The sequence below is a fragment of the Heyndrickxia ginsengihumi genome, assembly GCF_011008565.1.
Taxonomy (GTDB): Bacteria; Bacillota; Bacilli; order Bacillales; family Bacillaceae_C; genus Weizmannia; species Weizmannia ginsengihumi.
The window spans coordinates 43,169-60,538 of the sequence record NZ_JAAIWK010000019.1 but is presented as its reverse complement, the minus strand read 5'-3'; the positions used below and the strand labels follow the sequence as shown (position 1 = coordinate 60,538).

20 protein-coding genes and 1 riboswitch are annotated in these 17,370 nt (G+C 34.2%); of the genes, 16 read left to right on the top strand and 4 right to left on the bottom strand.

Going from position 1 to position 17,370, the window contains the following annotated elements; all coding sequences use genetic code 11:
- Positions 1-143 precede the first annotated feature (143 nt).
- Together G4D61_RS12070 and G4D61_RS12065 are read left to right on the top strand one after the other, a co-directional pair.
- Positions 144-722, top strand: coding sequence for a M23 family metallopeptidase (locus G4D61_RS12070; RefSeq protein ID WP_025729036.1), 579 nt, complete (start codon positions 144-146; stop codon positions 720-722).
- Between the two features lie 146 nt (positions 723-868).
- Positions 869-1,007, top strand: a riboswitch (FMN riboswitch).
- A 157-nt stretch (positions 1,008-1,164) separates the two neighbouring features.
- Entirely contained in the window at positions 1,165-1,740 is a 576-nt protein-coding gene (locus G4D61_RS12065; protein WP_025729037.1) for an ECF transporter S component, read from the top strand.
- Positions 1,741-2,131: 391 nt separating this feature from the next.
- Here the strand turns inward: G4D61_RS12065 and G4D61_RS12060 are convergent, their stop codons facing one another.
- A complete protein-coding gene (locus G4D61_RS12060) occupies positions 2,132-2,380 on the bottom strand; it encodes a ferredoxin (RefSeq protein WP_025729038.1) in 249 nt (82 codons plus the stop codon).
- A gap of 272 nt (positions 2,381-2,652) precedes the next feature.
- On the opposite strand from G4D61_RS12060, the gene G4D61_RS12055 reads away from it, so the two are divergent.
- From G4D61_RS12055 to G4D61_RS12035, 5 genes are read left to right on the top strand one after another with little or no spacing between them, the layout of a single operon-like run.
- Positions 2,653-3,717 (top strand): YpbB family protein, encoded by a 1,065-nt coding sequence (locus tag G4D61_RS12055; protein WP_025729039.1) that lies wholly within the window; start codon positions 2,653-2,655, stop codon positions 3,715-3,717.
- Positions 3,704-5,158: a RecQ family ATP-dependent DNA helicase gene (locus tag G4D61_RS12050; RefSeq protein WP_025729042.1), complete on the top strand. Its 1,455-nt coding sequence runs from the start codon at positions 3,704-3,706 to the stop codon at positions 5,156-5,158. The genes G4D61_RS12055 and G4D61_RS12050 overlap by 14 nt, the downstream gene beginning before the upstream one ends.
- A gap of 3 nt (positions 5,159-5,161) precedes the next feature.
- The gene (locus tag G4D61_RS12045) at positions 5,162-5,740 is read left to right on the top strand and encodes a CPBP family intramembrane glutamic endopeptidase (RefSeq protein WP_025729045.1); all 579 of its coding nucleotides are present in this window, start codon (positions 5,162-5,164) and stop codon (positions 5,738-5,740) included.
- A gap of 27 nt (positions 5,741-5,767) precedes the next feature.
- Positions 5,768-5,995 (top strand): hypothetical protein, encoded by a 228-nt coding sequence (locus G4D61_RS12040; RefSeq protein ID WP_025729047.1) that lies wholly within the window; start codon positions 5,768-5,770, stop codon positions 5,993-5,995.
- 60 nt (positions 5,996-6,055) lie between these two features.
- On the top strand, positions 6,056-6,511 hold the full coding sequence (locus G4D61_RS12035) for a YpbF family protein (RefSeq protein ID WP_025729049.1): 456 nt from the start codon (positions 6,056-6,058) through the stop codon (positions 6,509-6,511).
- A 62-nt stretch (positions 6,512-6,573) separates the two neighbouring features.
- Here G4D61_RS12035 and G4D61_RS12030 read toward each other — a convergent pair whose 3' ends face one another.
- The 3 genes from G4D61_RS12030 to G4D61_RS12020 are packed head-to-tail and all read right to left on the bottom strand — an operon-like array spanning position 6,574 to position 7,663.
- Positions 6,574-7,143 carry a manganese catalase family protein gene (locus G4D61_RS12030; protein WP_025729051.1) on the bottom strand — a complete coding sequence of 190 codons (570 nt, stop codon included), beginning with the start codon at positions 7,141-7,143 and terminating at the stop codon, positions 6,574-6,576.
- A gap of 34 nt (positions 7,144-7,177) precedes the next feature.
- A complete protein-coding gene (locus G4D61_RS12025; RefSeq protein WP_025729053.1) occupies positions 7,178-7,438 on the bottom strand; it encodes a spore coat protein CotJB in 261 nt (86 codons plus the stop codon).
- A 6-nt stretch (positions 7,439-7,444) separates the two neighbouring features.
- On the bottom strand, positions 7,445-7,663 hold the full coding sequence (locus G4D61_RS12020; RefSeq protein WP_025729055.1) for a spore coat associated protein CotJA: 219 nt from the start codon (positions 7,661-7,663) through the stop codon (positions 7,445-7,447).
- Positions 7,664-8,050: 387 nt separating this feature from the next.
- Between G4D61_RS12020 and G4D61_RS12015 the strand changes: the two genes are divergently transcribed.
- The 9 genes from G4D61_RS12015 to G4D61_RS11975 all read left to right on the top strand — a co-directional run bounded on the left by G4D61_RS12015 (position 8,051) and on the right by G4D61_RS11975 (position 17,282).
- Positions 8,051-8,827, top strand: coding sequence for a metallophosphoesterase (locus tag G4D61_RS12015; RefSeq protein ID WP_025729057.1), 777 nt, complete (start codon positions 8,051-8,053; stop codon positions 8,825-8,827).
- Positions 8,828-8,894: 67 nt separating this feature from the next.
- Positions 8,895-9,443: an adaptor protein MecA gene (locus tag G4D61_RS12010; protein ID WP_025729059.1), complete on the top strand. Its 549-nt coding sequence runs from the start codon at positions 8,895-8,897 to the stop codon at positions 9,441-9,443.
- Positions 9,444-9,763: 320 nt separating this feature from the next.
- On the top strand, positions 9,764-11,041 hold the full coding sequence (locus G4D61_RS12005; RefSeq protein WP_025729062.1) for a Glu/Leu/Phe/Val family dehydrogenase: 1,278 nt from the start codon (positions 9,764-9,766) through the stop codon (positions 11,039-11,041).
- Positions 11,042-11,147: 106 nt separating this feature from the next.
- Positions 11,148-12,122 carry a YpdA family putative bacillithiol disulfide reductase gene (locus G4D61_RS12000; RefSeq protein ID WP_025729064.1) on the top strand — a complete coding sequence of 325 codons (975 nt, stop codon included), beginning with the start codon at positions 11,148-11,150 and terminating at the stop codon, positions 12,120-12,122.
- 44 nt (positions 12,123-12,166) lie between these two features.
- On the top strand, positions 12,167-13,132 hold the full coding sequence (locus G4D61_RS11995) for an asparaginase (RefSeq protein ID WP_025729066.1): 966 nt from the start codon (positions 12,167-12,169) through the stop codon (positions 13,130-13,132).
- 271 nt (positions 13,133-13,403) lie between these two features.
- A complete protein-coding gene (gene prsW, locus G4D61_RS11990; protein ID WP_163174047.1) occupies positions 13,404-14,093 on the top strand; it encodes a glutamic-type intramembrane protease PrsW in 690 nt (229 codons plus the stop codon).
- A 317-nt stretch (positions 14,094-14,410) separates the two neighbouring features.
- Positions 14,411-15,157, top strand: a complete 747-nt coding sequence (gene sleB / locus G4D61_RS11985; RefSeq protein ID WP_235929372.1) for a spore cortex-lytic enzyme — start codon at positions 14,411-14,413, stop codon at positions 15,155-15,157.
- A gap of 14 nt (positions 15,158-15,171) precedes the next feature.
- The gene (gene ypeB / locus G4D61_RS11980; RefSeq protein ID WP_025729073.1) at positions 15,172-16,521 is read left to right on the top strand and encodes a germination protein YpeB; all 1,350 of its coding nucleotides are present in this window, start codon (positions 15,172-15,174) and stop codon (positions 16,519-16,521) included.
- Between the two features lie 119 nt (positions 16,522-16,640).
- Positions 16,641-17,282 (top strand): flagellar brake protein, encoded by a 642-nt coding sequence (locus G4D61_RS11975; RefSeq protein WP_025729075.1) that lies wholly within the window; start codon positions 16,641-16,643, stop codon positions 17,280-17,282.
- Positions 17,283-17,370: the final 88 nt, after the last annotated feature.

Here is a 17,370-nt window from a genome sequence, read left to right as displayed (position 1 = left end):
GGCAAAAATGCATAAATTGTATTAGTACTGCACATACTATCTTTTGCTTTTCCAAACTTAAATTTGGAAATTTGTTCTAGCTTTGATCATTTGTACATATGGTATGAAGTGAAAGCGATTATGAGGAGGAAAAGATAAATAAAATGGTAGACTATACGAAAAGATTTTTAGTTGCAATTATTATGGCAATCTGTGTTTTCTTCATCATTATTGGAGGAAGGGCTCAAGCACAGGAAATCAATATACATACGGCTACAAAAAACTGGGTATTCCCAGCGAATGGGATTATTTCAGATGTCTATAATACCCGGGGTGGGACACATAAAGGATTGGATATAGCAGGGAAATTTCGTTCGAATATATATTCCGTTGATGATGGACAAGTAGAAAAATCTTATCGTTCCACTTCATATGGAAATGTTGTGTTTATTAAACATCCAAATGGATTGGAAACCGTATATGCTCATCTGAATAAAAGGCTTGTACGTGTCGGACAAGTTGTGAAAAAAGGACAGTTAATTGGTTATATGGGAAATACAGGCGATTCTACAGGCAATCATCTACACTTTGAAGTTCATAACGGAGAATGGACATTTGATAAAAAAAATGCCATTAATCCTTTTACGGTCTTCGGAAAAGGAACGACGGGGGAAATGGTAGTAGCAAAAAATCATGATCCATATGAATTAATGGAAGTGTCAGGAAAATCACAAGCCCAATAATGATGTCATAGTGTCAGGCCAGTCACTGATCGTGTTCTTTCATTAGAAAAATAAATTGATTTGAGTCGAATGCTTTTCGCTTCACAATTCAGCCATAAAAAGTTATAATGAAAATGTAATGAAAAAATCATTAAAAATTGAATACGATTTATCTTCGGGGCGTGGTGAAATTCCCGACCGGCGGTAATGAAGCAATATGCTTTTAGTCCGCGAGCCGTTAATATAATGGCAGGATTTGGTGAGATTCCAAAACCGACAGTAAAGTCTGGATGGGAGAAGATAAAGGTTGCCAGTATTAAGCATTTAATTCATAATGTTTTAATGCTTATTAGTGTGCGCTGATTTCTCCCCTTGAAGACTTGTTCTTAAGGGGTTTTTTAGTTGGCGTAAAAAGGCATACCTTTCTTCTTAGACGGATGAATCAAGTGAGGAGAGAGGAATTTTGAAGAAAAAATGGACGGTAAGAACATTTGTTGCAATTGCTTTACTCAGTAGTTTGTCATTTATTTTAATGTTTATTAAGTTCCCAATACCATCATTCCCATCGTTTTTAACAGTTGATTTTAGCGATGTGCCAGTTTTAATTGCTGCGCTTTTGTATGGTCCTTTAGGTGCAATTGTTACTGAATTAATTAAAAATATTTTAAATTATTTAAGTATAGGCAGTGAAGCGGGTGTACCAATTGGTAACTTGGCAAACTTTTTTGCAGGAATCCTTTTCGTATTGCCAACCTACTATATTTATCGAAATTTAAGAACAAAAAAAGGAATGACGTTTGCATTATTAGGTGGCACTTTCTCGATGGCTATATTTATGAGCATACTGAACTATTTTGTTATTTTACCAGCCTATTTATATTTTATGAATTTCTCAGTAGGAAATGTAAAAGATTATATCGTTTCTGGCGTATTGCCGTTTAATATTGTGAAAGGCATTATTGTAACTATTCTATTTATGTTGATGTTTTCCAGAATGCAAACTTGGATTGAAAAGCATTCTGTTCTAAAGAATCGATAATTGCAAAGATTATACTATAAACAAAAAGGCAAATGTCTATCATCTAGACGTTGCAGACTGTCGACTAACCTTTAGGTGTTGGCAGTCTTTTTTTAGATATTGAAGTTCACTTGCAGCAGGCAAACGTTCATGCAGGGCTTTCATAGTAGCAGTTTTATAAGGCTTTTTTGGACCGAAGATCTTCTTTTTCTTTTCTGTGTAGGATGATGTTTTCGAAACGTTAGAAAGAGCATTTACAGATGGGAAGGAAAAGCATAGCGAGGGGGACTGATCCTCTAAGCATTATAAAGGTCTATTGACGACGATGCTTATATGAGCGTAACTGAACACCCCCCAGCGAATAATTGATTCGATGGGGGGTGTCAACACTTCCTATTATTGTACTAAAAAATTATTCATATTTTAATGGGTCTCCGTCGAAAGGTTCTTCAGAGATTTTAATAGATTCTGTAGGACAGCCTTCGAAAGCATCCATAACATCGTCTTCTAATATGTCAGGAATCTCTGCAATTCCTTTATTATCATCTAAAATGACGAATGAAAGTCCTTCATCGTCATAATCAAACACATCCGGCGCCGATGCAGAGCAAGCTCCACAAGCGATACATGTATCTTTATCAACAATCGTAAATTTTGCCATTATTGTTCCTCCTCAATGGTTGAATCTCTCTTAATCAATGGCAACCGTTTATATTTATATAAATGAAATGATAGATCTAATTGACCTTTGTTTTCATCATTATTGTAAAACGAAATGATAGACAATTCAATAGATGTGATTTGACAAAATTGCAACAATTACATGCATAGATGGAAATTAACATTCTACAATATTAACGCTTCATGGTAAAATAACAATAAATAATTCTGCAAACACAAGTAGCAATTATTAGGAGAATGGAGATTTTGGCAATGCAGCTATTATATTTAATCATTTTGGACTGTTTACATAAAATAAACGGTGAACGCACACATTTTTCTATATATCATTTGCTGCATGGTAAGAAATCAGCCCAAACAATACAAGATGCACATTTTTTTCGTCTAGAAAAGTGGTTTCAAACATACCCGTTTTTTACAAGAGATGCATACAACAAAGTGATTCAACAATTATTGCAAAATGAGGATTTAGCAACAGATGATGGTCAACATTTTCTTGTGACAGATAAAGGAATGCTTTTTTTAAGGCAGAAAGAGTTTAACAATGAGCATCTCTTTCCATTTTTAAATGGTTTAAAAAATCAAGATATCACGATCTTATTTTGGAAGAGGCTCAATTTATTAACTCAAGTAATTTCAAATTTAATGAATCATACGCGTGCTTACTATCCTGTTCAAAGAGATCCCGAGCTGCATCGTTGGGTTAAACAATACATTGTTAATAGTGGTAGGAAGCGGGAACAGTTAGGGGAAATGCTCTATGCTGAATTATACAAGCTTTTTTCTGCTAATCCGCCTGAGAAACCAGAATTGCTCGTATTACGGTTAACAGGAGCAAAACAAATTGGGAAAACGATCGAACAAGCTGCGTCATATGTTCACCTAGATACTGTTGAATATTGGTATCGATATTTACATCTCCTTCATTTCATGATCGAAGCGATTGGACGAAATTCTTCGCAATTTCCTTTTCTTTATTCTCTTATAAAAGATGCACGTCAAATGCTGCCATTAACGAAGTCTGCCTTACATACTTTTCAATTATTGAAAGAAGGTAAAACTATCAATGAAATTGCAAGAATACGTCAGCTGAAAATGAGCACAATTGAGGATCATATTACTGAAATTGCACTAAATGATGAAACATTATCAATTCGACCATATGTAGATGAAGCAACAGAAGAGAAAATTAAACAAACTGTAAAAGAAATTGGAAGTAAGAGACTAAAGTCGATTAAAGAAAAAGTAGGCGAAGTCACCTATTTTCAAATTCGTTTAGTTTTAGCAAGGCAGGTGAAACAACATCGATTTACATGACAAATTGAAACAACATTTTGGTTTTGATCATTTTCGTGAAGGACAAGAAGAAATCATTACGTCCATTTTAAGTGGGAATGATACACTTGCAATGCTTCCGACTGGAACAGGAAAATCATTGTGCTACCAACTACCAGCCTATATATTAACAGGAACGATTCTAATTGTATCGCCATTATTGTCTTTGATGCAGGATCAAGTTGAACAGTTAAAATTGAGAGGTGAAAAACATGTTGTAGCGATTAACTCTTTTTTACAAGGGGAGGAACGTAATCGAATTTTGCAGCAATTACATCGTTTTCGCTTTATTTTTATTTCACCAGAAATGTTACATAATGATTATGTTTTACAAAAAATTAAAAAACTTACGATTGCACTATTCGTTGTAGATGAAGCACATTGTATTTCACAGTGGGGACATGATTTTAGACCCGATTATTCAGATTTAGGAACGATAAGAAAGAAATTGAAAGATCCACTTACATTAGCTTTAACGGCAACAGCAACTAAAGCAGTCCGAGAGGATATTTGTTCATTTTTACAATTAGAAGCACCTAAACAATTTATTTACTCTGTCAATCGATCAAATATTGCCATGATCGTTGAGTATGTAGAACATTATCAGGAAAAAGAAACCACACTGTTTAACTATTTAAAATATTTACAAAAGCCAGGGATTATTTATTTTTCAAGTAAGAAAGCGGCAGAGGAGATGGCCGCTCGCATACAAAATGCTGGGATAGCGGAAACATCCGCTTATCATGGTGGCATGGATGGTGAACAAAGGATTCTCATTCAGCAACAATTTTTATACGGACAAATAGAAGTCATATGTGCAACGAGTGCGTTTGGCATGGGCATTAATAAAGGTGATATTCGTTTTGTTATTCATTATCACTGTCCGTCACAAATTGAATCGTATTTACAAGAAATCGGTAGAGCAGGGAGAGATGGTCTACCAAGTGTGGCAATACTTTTATATAGCAATGGTGACGAATCATTGCCTTTGCAATTAATTGAATCAGAATTACCAACAGACACACAAATTGAGTTGTATTATCAATATACAAGTGATCAAAAACAGAATATTGATGTACAACTAGCGGATCATCAAATTAGATTTTTAGAGCATTATCGTCATCTAAATGGAAACAATCAGCAATTAATTCAGCAAGTAAAAACTGTCCGTGATAAGCGGCTAGAGTTTAAAAAACAGAAGTTGCGGGAAATGAGAAATTGGATTCAAAATGTAGAGAGATGTCGAAGAAATATGATATTATCCTATTTTAATGAAGCAGAAATAAAAACAGAAGACAACTGTTGCGACATATGTGGAGTAAATATAGATCGTTATAAAAATCGTAATCACAAAAACATACAGCCATCAAAAGAAGAAACGTGGGAAAGCATGTTGAAAAAACTATTGATTAGAAGTGAGTAGCCATTGAAGAAAAAATCACAAGCAGAAATAATACAAACTTTATCAGATAAGGAATTGACGTTTCATTTAATCTTTACTCAACTACTTTTATTAATTATTGCCCTTATTTTAGGATTATGGTTATTTAAAGATTTGTCTTCCTTTTTATCACTCTTTCGTATAGATATGCAAGTACTCACATATGGTGTAATAAGCGGTATTTTAGTTGTGATGCTTGATTTCCTGTTTATGTGGCTGCTGCCTGAAGCTTATTATGATGATGGCGGTGTTAATAAAAAAATATTTCAGCATCGTTCTATTTTGCAAATTTTTATGTTAACGTTACTGATTGCTGTCAGTGAAGAACTATTATTTCGTGGAGTGATTCAAACACATACTGGTATAATAGTGGCAAGCATTATTTTTGCTATTGTGCATATTCGCTATTGGAAACATTGGTATTTAGTATTAAATGTGCTGATCTTAAGTTTTTGGCTTGGACTTGTTTACGAAATTTCACAACATAACTTAATCACCACAATGGTGATGCATTTTATCATTGATTTTTTATTAGGAATCCAAATAAAGAGAAAAGGAAACTAATTTATTGTTTTGGAGAAGGGGTTATAAATGAAATTAGAATATTATCAGGAACAAGTTGAAAAAAAGCGCCAAAAGCTTGAAAAAATAAATCAAAATGGGAAAGTAAGCAAAGATGAAATAAAGTCTTCCCGGGTTGAAAGGTATGGAAGCAAACGTAAATCGAATATTCAATTTCCGCTTTTAACAGTATTGTCGATCTTTTTTGTCATATTACCAATTGCGGTTTTTATTATTTATTCTTCTTTCGTTAAATAAGAAAACTTTAAACATATATTATTGTACAAGTACATATATTGATGGTAGAGGTGAGAATGGATGGAGCCGTCTATCGTCAATTTGAATGAACAAACAGATGAAGCGACAAAACAAATGCTGCAGCATGTCGTTGATCGAAAGTATAAATTTGAACGCTTAAAAAAGAAGCATCAGCTCATATTATGGACAAGTATTTTATATACATTTCTTTGGTCGTTTTGTTTGTTTTATTTTTTTGTCCGCCCTTATTCATATACATTATTTGAACTTTTTGAAGTCGTTTTTAATCACCAATTATATATCTTTTCATTATTATTAATTGTTTGTTTATGGGGAATGAGTAAAATTTTATTTGATAAAAAGGAAAAAGCAGAAAAGGAATTTCAAGATTTACGTTGTGAAATTATTGATCGCAGTAAAGATTTATGGAAAGGTGAGGCATGGAAAAAGCGTCATGAAATTTTTGAAATGATGAAAACACAGTATGATATTAACTTATACCATGAGAGTAAATGACATGTGCAAGATGAGCTGCAGGATTTTTCCAAAAAATAAAAATGAGAAGATATTTCATCTTCTCAAAAATACTTTTTCTTATTTCTTTCTTCAATAAGTATTTGTGCAGCCTCTCTAAATCTTTGTGAATGTACGATTTCTCGTTCACGCAAAAAGCGTAAACCATCGTTTAAATCTGGATCGTCGCTTAAATTAATAATCCATTGATAAGTAGCCCTTGCCTTTTCTTCAGCTGCAATATCTTCGTAAATGTCTGCAATTGGATCTCCTTTTGCTTGTATATATGATGCCGTCCAAGGAACTCCCGCAGCGTTATGATAATGTAATGCTTTATCATGATCAACATAATGCGCATCTAAACCAGCCGCTTTAAGTTGGTCAGGTGTTGCATCTTTTGTTAATTTATAGACCATCGTTGCGATCATTTCTAAATGGGCAAATTCTTCAGTGCCAATATCGTTTAATAAACCTATTACTTTGCCAGGAATTGTGTAACGCTGATTTAAATACCTAAGAGCTGCAGAAAGTTCACCATCAGCGCCACCATATTGTTCAATCAGCAATTTTGCTAGTTTCGGATTACATGTACTTACTCTTACAGGATATTGAAGTTTCTTCTCATAAACCCACATTTAAAGTCCACTCCTTTAGTAATTGGTAATGATCTTAAACTTCCCAGGGCCAAGGCGATTCCTTCCATTGAAACGGATAAGGCGAATAGCTATAACCAAAGCTCGTAAGTGGGCCAAAATGTTTTTCAAATTCCCTCTTCACTTTTTTACGACTTTTAACTGTTGCATTGTACTGTTCAATGGCATTCTGATCATCAGGATGCGTGTCTAAATATAAGTTCAATTCTACAATGACGAAATCTAAGGCCTGCAGTTCTTCTAATAACTGATAATATTCAGGTGGCAATTCTTTCATCACTGATCACTCCTTTGCACGTTCGTATGGACTGTAATATGAATCATAAAGCGGCTGCCATAATGTACCACGATATAATGCATCTTTTGGTGAAAACTGTGGCAAATTTGGCGGTTGAAAACCCATATATAAATTTGGCGGTGTTGAATAAATCTTTTCTTTTATTGGCGGACAAGGATCAAATGGACCAATAAACGGTTTGTATGTTTTATAAGGCGTGCTCATACTTTTCCTCCTAACATATGTTTTCTTTTAATTTTATGAGGGAATATTGTCCAACATTCTGCATTTAAAAAAAGGAATTTACTCGTTTTTATTGAATTAACAATTAATATTAAAAATGGAGGTGAAGAAGTTTTTTAAAAAAACATATGATTAACATTGATTGTTTATTATGATTTGGCTTTGTTTAACGTTATTCCGACAATGATGGAGACTTATCTTGCTACCGCCAGGAATAAGATGCATTTTGCCATCATCATGGATATAACAACAAATTGCATGACTAGCGTCTAATGATAAAAGTAGGCAATTATCACCAGTTGTATGTTTCTTAATATATTGTAATGGAAATAATCGTAAGAGATGATGTTGTTGTTTAGGAGCTTACAAATGCCGTACTTTTATATGCTTATTGTAATTATTGGAATCATTCTATTGATTTACATGCTGCAGGAAGCATTTCAAAATCATGTATTGTACCAAACGTTTACATTCAGCACATTTCCTAAAGAAATTGGCTCAATGACCTTTTATTTTATTTCCGATGTACATAGACGTAAAATTGACAAGTCCATGATTGACCAAATGATTCAAACGAGTAAACCGCAATTTGTTGTTATTGGGGGAGATCTACTTGAAAAAGGAGTCCCTTTAGCAAGAATTGAGCACAATCTTTCACTGTTAAGTAAAATCGGCCCCATGTATTTTGTTTGGGGAAATAACGATTATGAATTGCAGGAATCTATACTAAAAAGTTTGTTTAAAAGACATAATGTTTATATGTTAAGAAATTCATCCACTGTTTTAGACGGGACTAGAAATTCGCGTATTATGCTAGTTGGTGTTGACGATGTAACAACAGAAAAAGAAGATCTTGAAAAAGCGTTAGAAGGAGTAACAGAAAGAGATTTTAACATTTTAGTCAGCCATAATCCCAAAATTATCGAACAACTTTCTTCTGTTATGCAAATATCATTAGTATTAAGCGGACATACGCATGGTGGACAGATTCATATTTTCGGTTTTAGCCCTTATAAAAGAGGGGGAGTAAAGCAATATGATCAGACAACCTTGCTAATAAGTAATGGGTATGGAACAACGAGACTCCCATTACGTTTAGGGGCAAAACCGGAGACGCATATTATTACGATAAAAAATCATTCATAATAGAAATCACCTTCTTTTTTTGCTCACATAGTATGGTAGCAAGAGCCATACTTAGGGGGCGAATACTATGAAGTTAGAACGTCTTTCATCAAATAAAATAAAATATTCAATATCATTTGAAGAATTATCTGAACATGGCATTTTTGAAAACGATTTTGATGCAATTAATTGGGATGATTTATTTGATGAAATGTTAGATCTTGCCAATGAAGAGTATCATCTTGAGTCAAGTGATACCCTTTCAATAGAAATCTATTCATTTAACGTGAAAGAAATTGTTCTAATTTTAACTTTGTTTGACGTAACTGAACCGTTGAATGAGGATGATGATTTTCAATATGAGCCAATTCGTATGTCCAATGATGTGTATTGTTTTGAAAACATAGAAGACGTGATTTCTTTAGCTATTCAACTTAACAATTTAAATAAGATATGCAATAGCAAGCTTTATGAATTTGAAAATTATTATTATGTGATTGTTGAATATACTCCATATTCAGCTTTATTTTATGAATTTAGTGAAAAAGCAACGATTTCAGAAGCGATGATTGAAGAATATGGTATTCCCATTTTTGAAGATCATGCATTTGATGAAATTTTGTTATATTTCCACTAGTTTTGTAAGCAAGATTGGCTAACAATATTTGGTTTTCCTGCTTGTGTTTTGGCTTCAACTGCTATCTCTAATTGTTTTATATCAGTATATTTAAAGAAGAGTGAAAAAATAATAGTGTTAAGCATTCTTTTGCTTCTTTTTTGTTGATTCATGTCGATCTTTTATGATAAAAAAATCATTAGACAATAATCGACAAGACTAAGGGGTAAAGCGTTTTTAAATTATTAATTTTTACTTCATTTTTTATTTTGCATATATGAACGAAAGATGTATACTATTTTTGAAAGCGATATTTAAAAGTATCTAGGAGGTTTGCAATAATGGCAGCCGAAAAGGGTGCAGATAATAAAACAACCGACGTAAATCATGATGTATTAAAATCAACGCAAACAATCATTCACGAGGCTCTTGAAAGGTTAGGGTATCCCGAAGAAGTTTATGAGCTTTTAAAAGAACCTCTGCGCATGTTAACTGTTAAGATACCGGTAAAAATGGATGACGGTTCAACTAAAGTGTTTACCGGTTATCGTGCTCAGCATAATGATGCTGTTGGGCCAACAAAGGGTGGCGTTAGATTCCATCCGGATGTAACAGAAAATGAAGTAAAGGCATTATCTATTTGGATGACGCTTAAATGTGGTATCGTGAACTTACCATATGGAGGCGGTAAAGGAGGAATTATTTGTGATCCTCGTAAAATGTCATTCCGGGAATTAGAAAATTTAAGTAGAGGCTATGTTCGAGCAATTAGTCAAATTGTTGGGCCTACTAAAGATATTCCAGCACCCGATGTATTTACGAACTCACAAATTATGGCTTGGATGATGGATGAATATAGCCGAATTGATGAATTTAATTCTCCTGGTTTCATTACTGGAAAACCGCTTGTACTTGGTGGTTCACACGGACGGGAATCGGCAACAGCCAAAGGTGTTACGATTTGTATTCGAGAAGCTGCGAAAAAACGCGGTATCAAGTTGGAAGGTGCCCGTGTAGTTATTCAAGGATTCGGGAATGCCGGCAGCTTTTTAGCGAAGTTTATGCACGATGCTGGTGCGAAAGTGATTGGCATTTCAGATGCATACGGTGGTCTTTATGATGAAGAAGGTTTGGATATTGATTACTTGCTTGATCGCCGTGATAGTTTCGGAACAGTAACAACTTTATTCAAAAATACGATTTCTAATAAAGAACTGTTAGAACTTGATTGTGATATTCTCGTTCCTGCGGCGATTGAAAATCAAATTACCGAAGAAAATGCAAATAATATTAAGGCAAAAATTGTAGTGGAGGCAGCCAATGGCCCTACAACATTAGAAGCAACCGAAATTTTAACAAATCGCGGTATTTTATTAGTACCGGATGTACTTGCTTCCTCTGGTGGAGTGACAGTTTCTTACTTTGAATGGGTGCAAAATAACCAAGGTTATTATTGGACCGAAGAAGAAGTAGAAGAAAAACTTGAAAAAGTATTAGTGAATTCTTTTAATACAGTTTACCAAACTGCGCAATCAAGAAGAGTGAATATGCGATTAGCTGCTTATATGATCGGTGTAAGAAGAGTAGCAGAGGCATCACGCTTCAGAGGTTGGATCTAATCCGCAATACTTTAACATTGCAGAGGAAGAAAAAATCTCCTATCATATTATGATAGGAGATTTTTGTGTATTTAATTTGTTGTATTCATGATATGAGGTGATTTTCATGCAAAAAGAAGAATGTATTATTATTGGCGGCGGTCCATGCGGCTTATCCGCAGCGATAGAATTACAAAATATAGGGAAGAGTCCACTTGTTATTGAAAAAGGAAATATTGTCAATGCCATTTATCATTATCCAACTCATCAAACATTTTTCAGTTCAAGTGATCGTCTTGAAATTGGCGAAGTGCCTTTTATTACCGAAAACTTAAAACCAAAAAGAAATCAGGCACTAACTTATTATCGAGAAGTAGTAAAAAGAAAACAGTTGCGGATTAATCGGTTTGAAGCAGTTCTTAGCGTTGAAAAACAAGAAAATGGTATGTTTTTTGTGAAAACATCAAAGAATATATATGAAACTTCGTATGTGATTATTGCTACTGGATACTATGACAATCCAAACTTATTACATATTCCTGGTGAAAATTTAAATAAAGTACATCACTACTTTAAAGAGCCACATCCATATTTTGATACGGACGTCGTTGTTGTGGGGGGCAAAAATTCAGCCGTAGACGCTGCCATTGAACTAAACAAAGCGGGTGCCCGTGTGACTGTTCTATATCGTGGATCTCGTTATTCAGAAAGTGTTAAACCATGGATTTTGCCTGAATTTGATTCTCTTGTTCGCAACGGCAAAGTGAAGCTTGAATTCCATGCACATCTTAAAGAAATTAAAGAGAAAAGTGTAATTTATACGGTGAATGATGAACAAAAAGAAATTGCGAACGATTTTGTTTTCGCAATGATCGGCTATCATCCTGATCATTCATTTTTAGCAAAGATGGGAATTGAAATTGATAAGGCTACAGGAAGACCTGAATATGACGATGAGACGATGGAAACGAATATACGAGGGATCTTTATTGCGGGCGTCATTGCGGCGGGAAATAATGCAAATGAAATATTTATTGAGAATGGTCGCTTTCATGGAGGGCTTATTGCTCAAGCAATCCAACATCGAGAGTTAAATAAATAATCGTTATTTTTGATGATTGGCATTTTGTGGAAGGAGATTAAAATATGAATAGAAAAGTGGCTTTAGTCACAACAGGCGGTACAATTGCAAGCAAACAAACTGAATCGGGACGGCTTGCATCAGGAGAATTAACAGGTGAAGAGCTTTCCCAGTTATGCCATTTGCCGAATGATATTCATGTCGATATTTATTCAACCTTCCAATTGCCATCCATGCATATAACGATGGGTCATCTTTTACAATTAAAAGAGAAAATAGAAATGATTTTTAAAAATGAAGAATATGATGGTCTCGTTATTACTCATGGAACAGATTCACTTGAAGAAACAGCATATTTTCTTGATTTAACGATTGCTGATAGAAGACCACTTGTTGTCACAGGGTCTCAAAGACCACCGGGTGAGCAAGGATCTGATGCATATATAAATATTCGCCATGCAATTTATACGGCCAGTTGTAAAGACTTAATTGACGCAGGGACGGTTGTTGTCTTTAATGAGCGGATTTTTAATGCGCGATATGTAAAAAAAGTCCATGCTTCAAATATTCAAGGATTCGATGTGTTTGGCTTTGGATATTTAGGAATTATTGATAATGATCATGTCCATATTTATCAGAAACCAATACACCATGATGTCCATATGCTTACAGGCGAAATTCCTGCTGTTGATATCATCAAATGCTATCTTGATGCAGACGGAAAATTTATACATGCAAGCATTCAATCAGGTGCCAAAGGAATCGTTTTAGAAGGTGTAGGAAGAGGACAAGTTGCACCAAACATGGTAAATGCTATTCAAAAAGCGTTAGATAATGGGATAAAAGTTGTCGTTACGACAAGTGCTGAAGAAGGAGAAGTATATACAACATATGATTACGAAGGCAGTGCATATGATTTATATAAACGAGGTGTGATTTTAGGAAGAGATTATGACAGTAAAAAAGCACGAATAAGACTTGCTGTTTTGTTAGCCTCTCATGATCATATATCACAGCAGCATTTCGGTTAACACATCATCACTTAAATGAAAAAACTAGGCTTATGCTTATTTAATCATTCTGCGAATTTAAGTTATTTATCGAAAAACGAAAAAAACAAGCAATCTTTCTTCTTCGTTTTTCCATGAAAGAATGTACTTTAATAAAATTGAATTTATTCATAAAATCGTAGTGTGCTTTTTATGACGAATATTTCCAATCTTTTCTTTTCGTGTTACGATAAATAGGAAGTCTTAGTCTTTTTGACTGGGAAGCTACCTGAAAGAAAAGAGAGGTATAACTATGCTGATGATTTTGTCAGCAGGCATTGCTCCGGGATTTGCTCTACTTTGCTATTTTTATTTACGGGATCAATTTGAGCCGGAACCAATACTTGCTGTTATAAAAGCTTTTATTTATGGTGCAGTGATTACTTTTCCGATCATGTTTATGCAATATGTTTTAACTACCGAGCATTTATTAACAGGAAATGTTCAAAATGCTTTTATTCAGTCTTCGCTTTTGGAAGAATTTTTTAAATGGTTTATTCTCTTTTTTATTACATTCCAGAATGAAGAATTTACAGAACCGTTTGATGGGATTGTTTATGGCGTAAGTGTTTCATTAGGGTTTGCAACTGTCGAAAATATTTTATACTTGTTTGCCAACGGTGTTGGACTAGCTTTTGGAAGAGCGTTTATGCCTGTCTCAAGTCATGCCTTATTTGGTGTTATTATGGGATATTATTTAGGTAAAGCAAGATTTTCCTCTAAACACCGATTAAGCTTGATCATATTATCATTTATCATTCCGTACATGTTGCATGGTTTGTATGATTATATTATGCTAACACAACATCGGTGGATTTATTATATGATTCCTTTTATGCTTGGTTTATGGTGGCTTGCCTTAAAAAAAGTAAAGCAAGCGCATCTTCTTTCCGCGCAGCATTTTAAGCAACAGTCCGTTCATCAAAATCAAACATATTTTTAAAAATCTATTTGCTTATGTATTTTCCTTCAAAATCTCTATGAGTAAGCTTTGTTTCTTTTTACTGTTTTCAATGAAAGGACCGCCTTATAAAACGGCCGTTTCACATGAATGAGTCTAGAAAATCTTTAAAAACAACATTATGTGTAACAAACAGGTTATTAAACAGCCGACTGAAGATCGGCTGTTTTTTTTGTATAAAAGACTACTTAAAACCTAAAACTACAGTTAATTCAATTTTCATTTGGGGGTTATGCATAATGAAGGGCAGTACCTTTATTAAAATGATATTTTGCTTGACCGTTTGTTGTGCGGGATTCATGCTAACAACGAATAAACAACATACCTACGCATTTACTAGTCAAGTAATACAGCGAGGAGCCGTTGGGGATGATGTCATCGAATTGCAAGCAAGATTACAATATATCGGATATTACAAAGGAAAGATTGATGGGGTATTTGGTTGGAGTACTTATTGGGCATTGCGAAATTTTCAAGAAGCATTTGGCTTACCTATTGACGGATTGGCAGGTGCAACTACAAAAGCAAAATTAGTTAAAGCCTCTAAATATGATGCTAGTTATGTGAAAGCCCAAGTGAATAGTGGCAAAAGTTTTACTTATTATGGTGGGGTTAGTCAAAAGAAACAGACGTCTTCAGGCACATCTAATACGACAACGAAAACGACTACAGCAAACGTGCCAAATGGTTATTCTCAAAATGATATTCAATTACTAGCGAATGCAGTATACGGGGAAGCCCGTGGAGAGCCATATGAGGGACAGGTGGCGGTTGCAGCAGTTATTTTAAACAGAGTTGAGAGCCCTTCGTTCCCTAATACCATTTCTGGAGTTATTTTTGAACCAGGAGCGTTTACTGCTGTTTCTGATGGACAAATATGGTTGACACCTAATGAAACGGCTAAAAAAGCAGTATTAGACGCAATTAACGGCTGGGATCCATCAGGAAATGCTCTTTACTATTTTAATCCAGCTACAGCAACAAGTAAATGGATATGGTCACGGCCACAAATTAAGCGGATTGGGAAACATATTTTTTGTAAATAAAGGGGTGAAAGAACATGTTTAGAGGAGTTGTAATTACAATTTTAACTTTGGCAATTGTTGGTACTGCTGTCTGGGGTTATCAAGAGCATCGTGAAAAGAATGCGATTTTAATTAATGCAGAAAATAATTATCAAAGATCCTTTCATGATTTAGCGTATAAAATGGATCTATTGCATGATGAAATAGGGAATACGCTCGCAATGAATTCACGAAAATCGCTTTCACCTGCATTAGCAGATGTATGGAGATTAACATCAGAAGCACATACTGATGTTGGCCAATTACCATTAACATTGCTTCCGTTTAATAAAACAGAGGAATTTCTGACAAATGTTGGGAATTTTAGTTATCGAACTTCTGTTAGAGATTTAGATAAACAGCCTTTGACTGATCAAGAATATGCTACTCTGAAAAAATTATATTCTCAAAGTCAAAATATTCAGGATGAGCTACGAAACGTTCAGCATATGGTCTTAAAAAATCATCTTCGCTGGATGGATGTAGAAATGGCGCTCGCCAACGGGAAAGAAGCAACAGATAATACAATTATTGATGGTTTTAAGACAGTAGAAAAAACTGTAAAAGGCTATGATCAAACTAACTTAAATAATGTTTCAAATGTTAGTTTTCAAAAACGAGATGATCAATATAAAAATGTAAAAGGTAAACAAATTTCAAAAAATGAAGCGATCAACATTGCTAAAAAATATGCTGGAATAAATAAAGTCAAACATGCGACAGTAAGCAAAAACGGAAAAGGTGCCAACTTTGATTTTTATAGTGTTACATTACTAGATCAAACTGGAAATGAAATCTCGACAGATATTACGAGAAAAGGTGGATATCCAATTTGGTTGATAAATAAAAGAGCAATTGGTAAACAAAAAATAAGCTTAAATAAAGCAGCTACCCAAGCACAACATTTTCTTAATGCACATCAGTTTGAACATATGGAAATATTTGAAAGCAGTCAATATGACACAGTCGGCGTTTTTTCATTTGTTACTGTTCAAAATGGAGTACGCATTTATCCAGAGGCGATCAAGATGAAGATCGCATTAGATAATGGTCAAATTATTGGATTTGCTGCAGATGATTTTGTAAAAAGCCACTATAAACGTTCTTTACCAAAACCTTCAATAAGTGAAAAAGAAGCAAGAAGTAAAGTGAATCCAAAATTACAAATTAAAGAGAGTCACCTTGCTATCATTGTAGGTGATCTAGGAAAAGAAGTACTTTGCTACGAATTTTTAGGAACGTTAGATAATGATACGTATCGAATTTTTGTGAATGCACAAACAGGAAATGAAGAGAAAGTAGAAAAGCTAAAAGATACAGAACAAATATATGGAAGCTCCATTTAGACATTTTTACGAGACAAAACAGTCTGACCACCGTGTCAGGCTGTTTTGCTCGTTATGTAGAACAAATCGGTTATTTATGTAATAATGTAGGTGACTATATTTTTAAGAGGTATGGATTTATGTTGAAAATTGGTACACAGCTCACTCTACAGCCGTTAGATCAAGAACATCTATATAAATGCAGAGTTGCGGATATCAAAGGAGATAGACTGTTTATTGATTATCCAATAGATGTTGACACAAATAAAACGGTATTCCTATTAAATGAACAATCCCTAACAGTAGAATTTGTTTTAGACAATGGTGCATATCGCTTTAACAGTAAGGTAATTGGAAGAGAAAAAAGGAATGTCCCGGTTCTAGTACTATCATATCCAGAGGAAGAGCAAATACATAAAATACAACGGCGCCAATATGTCCGTGTAAATGCGACGGTTGATGTATCACTTCATTTTTTTGAATCAGATACAAAAATTATTACTGTTACAAAAGATATTAGCGCAGGAGGTTGTGCTGTTTTACTTCCCGATACTTATACCCCGCATGTAAATGAGGAAGGAAAAGCGCTTGCCGTATTACCATTTAAATCAAATTATCATTATCTTTGGCTGCCATTTTCTGTGGTGAGAACAAAAGAATTTGAAGAACAACATATTGCTTCTTTAAAATTTCATGATACGACAGGCATTGATAGGCAGATTATTATCCGCTACTGTTTTCAGCAACAAGTAAAAATGCGGCAAAAAGGCATCGACATGTAGCTACTGCACATATCACATCTATTTTTATCTGTATAAAAATTTTATACTCACTAATACTGAATAGTAATGCTAAGTAAGGAAATATATA

Bases quoted from the DNA above. Each gene is read 5' to 3' on its own strand.
- G4D61_RS12015 (WP_025729057.1), top strand. From the start codon at position 8,051: ATGCCGTACTTTTATATGCTTATTGTAATTATTGGAATCATTCTATTG.
- G4D61_RS12010 (WP_025729059.1), top strand. From the start codon at position 8,895: ATGAAGTTAGAACGTCTTTCATCAAATAAAATAAAATATTCAATATCA.
- G4D61_RS12035 (WP_025729049.1), top strand. From the start codon at position 6,056: ATGGAGCCGTCTATCGTCAATTTGAATGAACAAACAGATGAAGCGACA.
- prsW (WP_163174047.1), top strand. From the start codon at position 13,404: ATGCTGATGATTTTGTCAGCAGGCATTGCTCCGGGATTTGCTCTACTT.
- G4D61_RS12020 (WP_025729055.1), bottom strand. From the start codon at position 7,663: ATGAGCACGCCTTATAAAACATACAAACCGTTTATTGGTCCATTTGAT.
- G4D61_RS12025 (WP_025729053.1), bottom strand. From the start codon at position 7,438: ATGAAAGAATTGCCACCTGAATATTATCAGTTATTAGAAGAACTGCAG.
- G4D61_RS12005 (WP_025729062.1), top strand. From the start codon at position 9,764: ATGGCAGCCGAAAAGGGTGCAGATAATAAAACAACCGACGTAAATCAT.
- G4D61_RS12070 (WP_025729036.1), top strand. From the start codon at position 144: ATGGTAGACTATACGAAAAGATTTTTAGTTGCAATTATTATGGCAATC.
- G4D61_RS12040 (WP_025729047.1), top strand. From the start codon at position 5,768: ATGAAATTAGAATATTATCAGGAACAAGTTGAAAAAAAGCGCCAAAAG.
- G4D61_RS12060 (WP_025729038.1), bottom strand. From the start codon at position 2,380: ATGGCAAAATTTACGATTGTTGATAAAGATACATGTATCGCTTGTGGA.
- G4D61_RS11975 (WP_025729075.1), top strand. From the start codon at position 16,641: ATGTTGAAAATTGGTACACAGCTCACTCTACAGCCGTTAGATCAAGAA.
- G4D61_RS12030 (WP_025729051.1), bottom strand. From the start codon at position 7,143: ATGTGGGTTTATGAGAAGAAACTTCAATATCCTGTAAGAGTAAGTACA.
- sleB (WP_235929372.1), top strand. From the start codon at position 14,411: ATGCTAACAACGAATAAACAACATACCTACGCATTTACTAGTCAAGTA.
- G4D61_RS11995 (WP_025729066.1), top strand. From the start codon at position 12,167: ATGAATAGAAAAGTGGCTTTAGTCACAACAGGCGGTACAATTGCAAGC.
- G4D61_RS12000 (WP_025729064.1), top strand. From the start codon at position 11,148: ATGCAAAAAGAAGAATGTATTATTATTGGCGGCGGTCCATGCGGCTTA.
- G4D61_RS12055 (WP_025729039.1), top strand. From the start codon at position 2,653: ATGCAGCTATTATATTTAATCATTTTGGACTGTTTACATAAAATAAAC.
- ypeB (WP_025729073.1), top strand. From the start codon at position 15,172: ATGTTTAGAGGAGTTGTAATTACAATTTTAACTTTGGCAATTGTTGGT.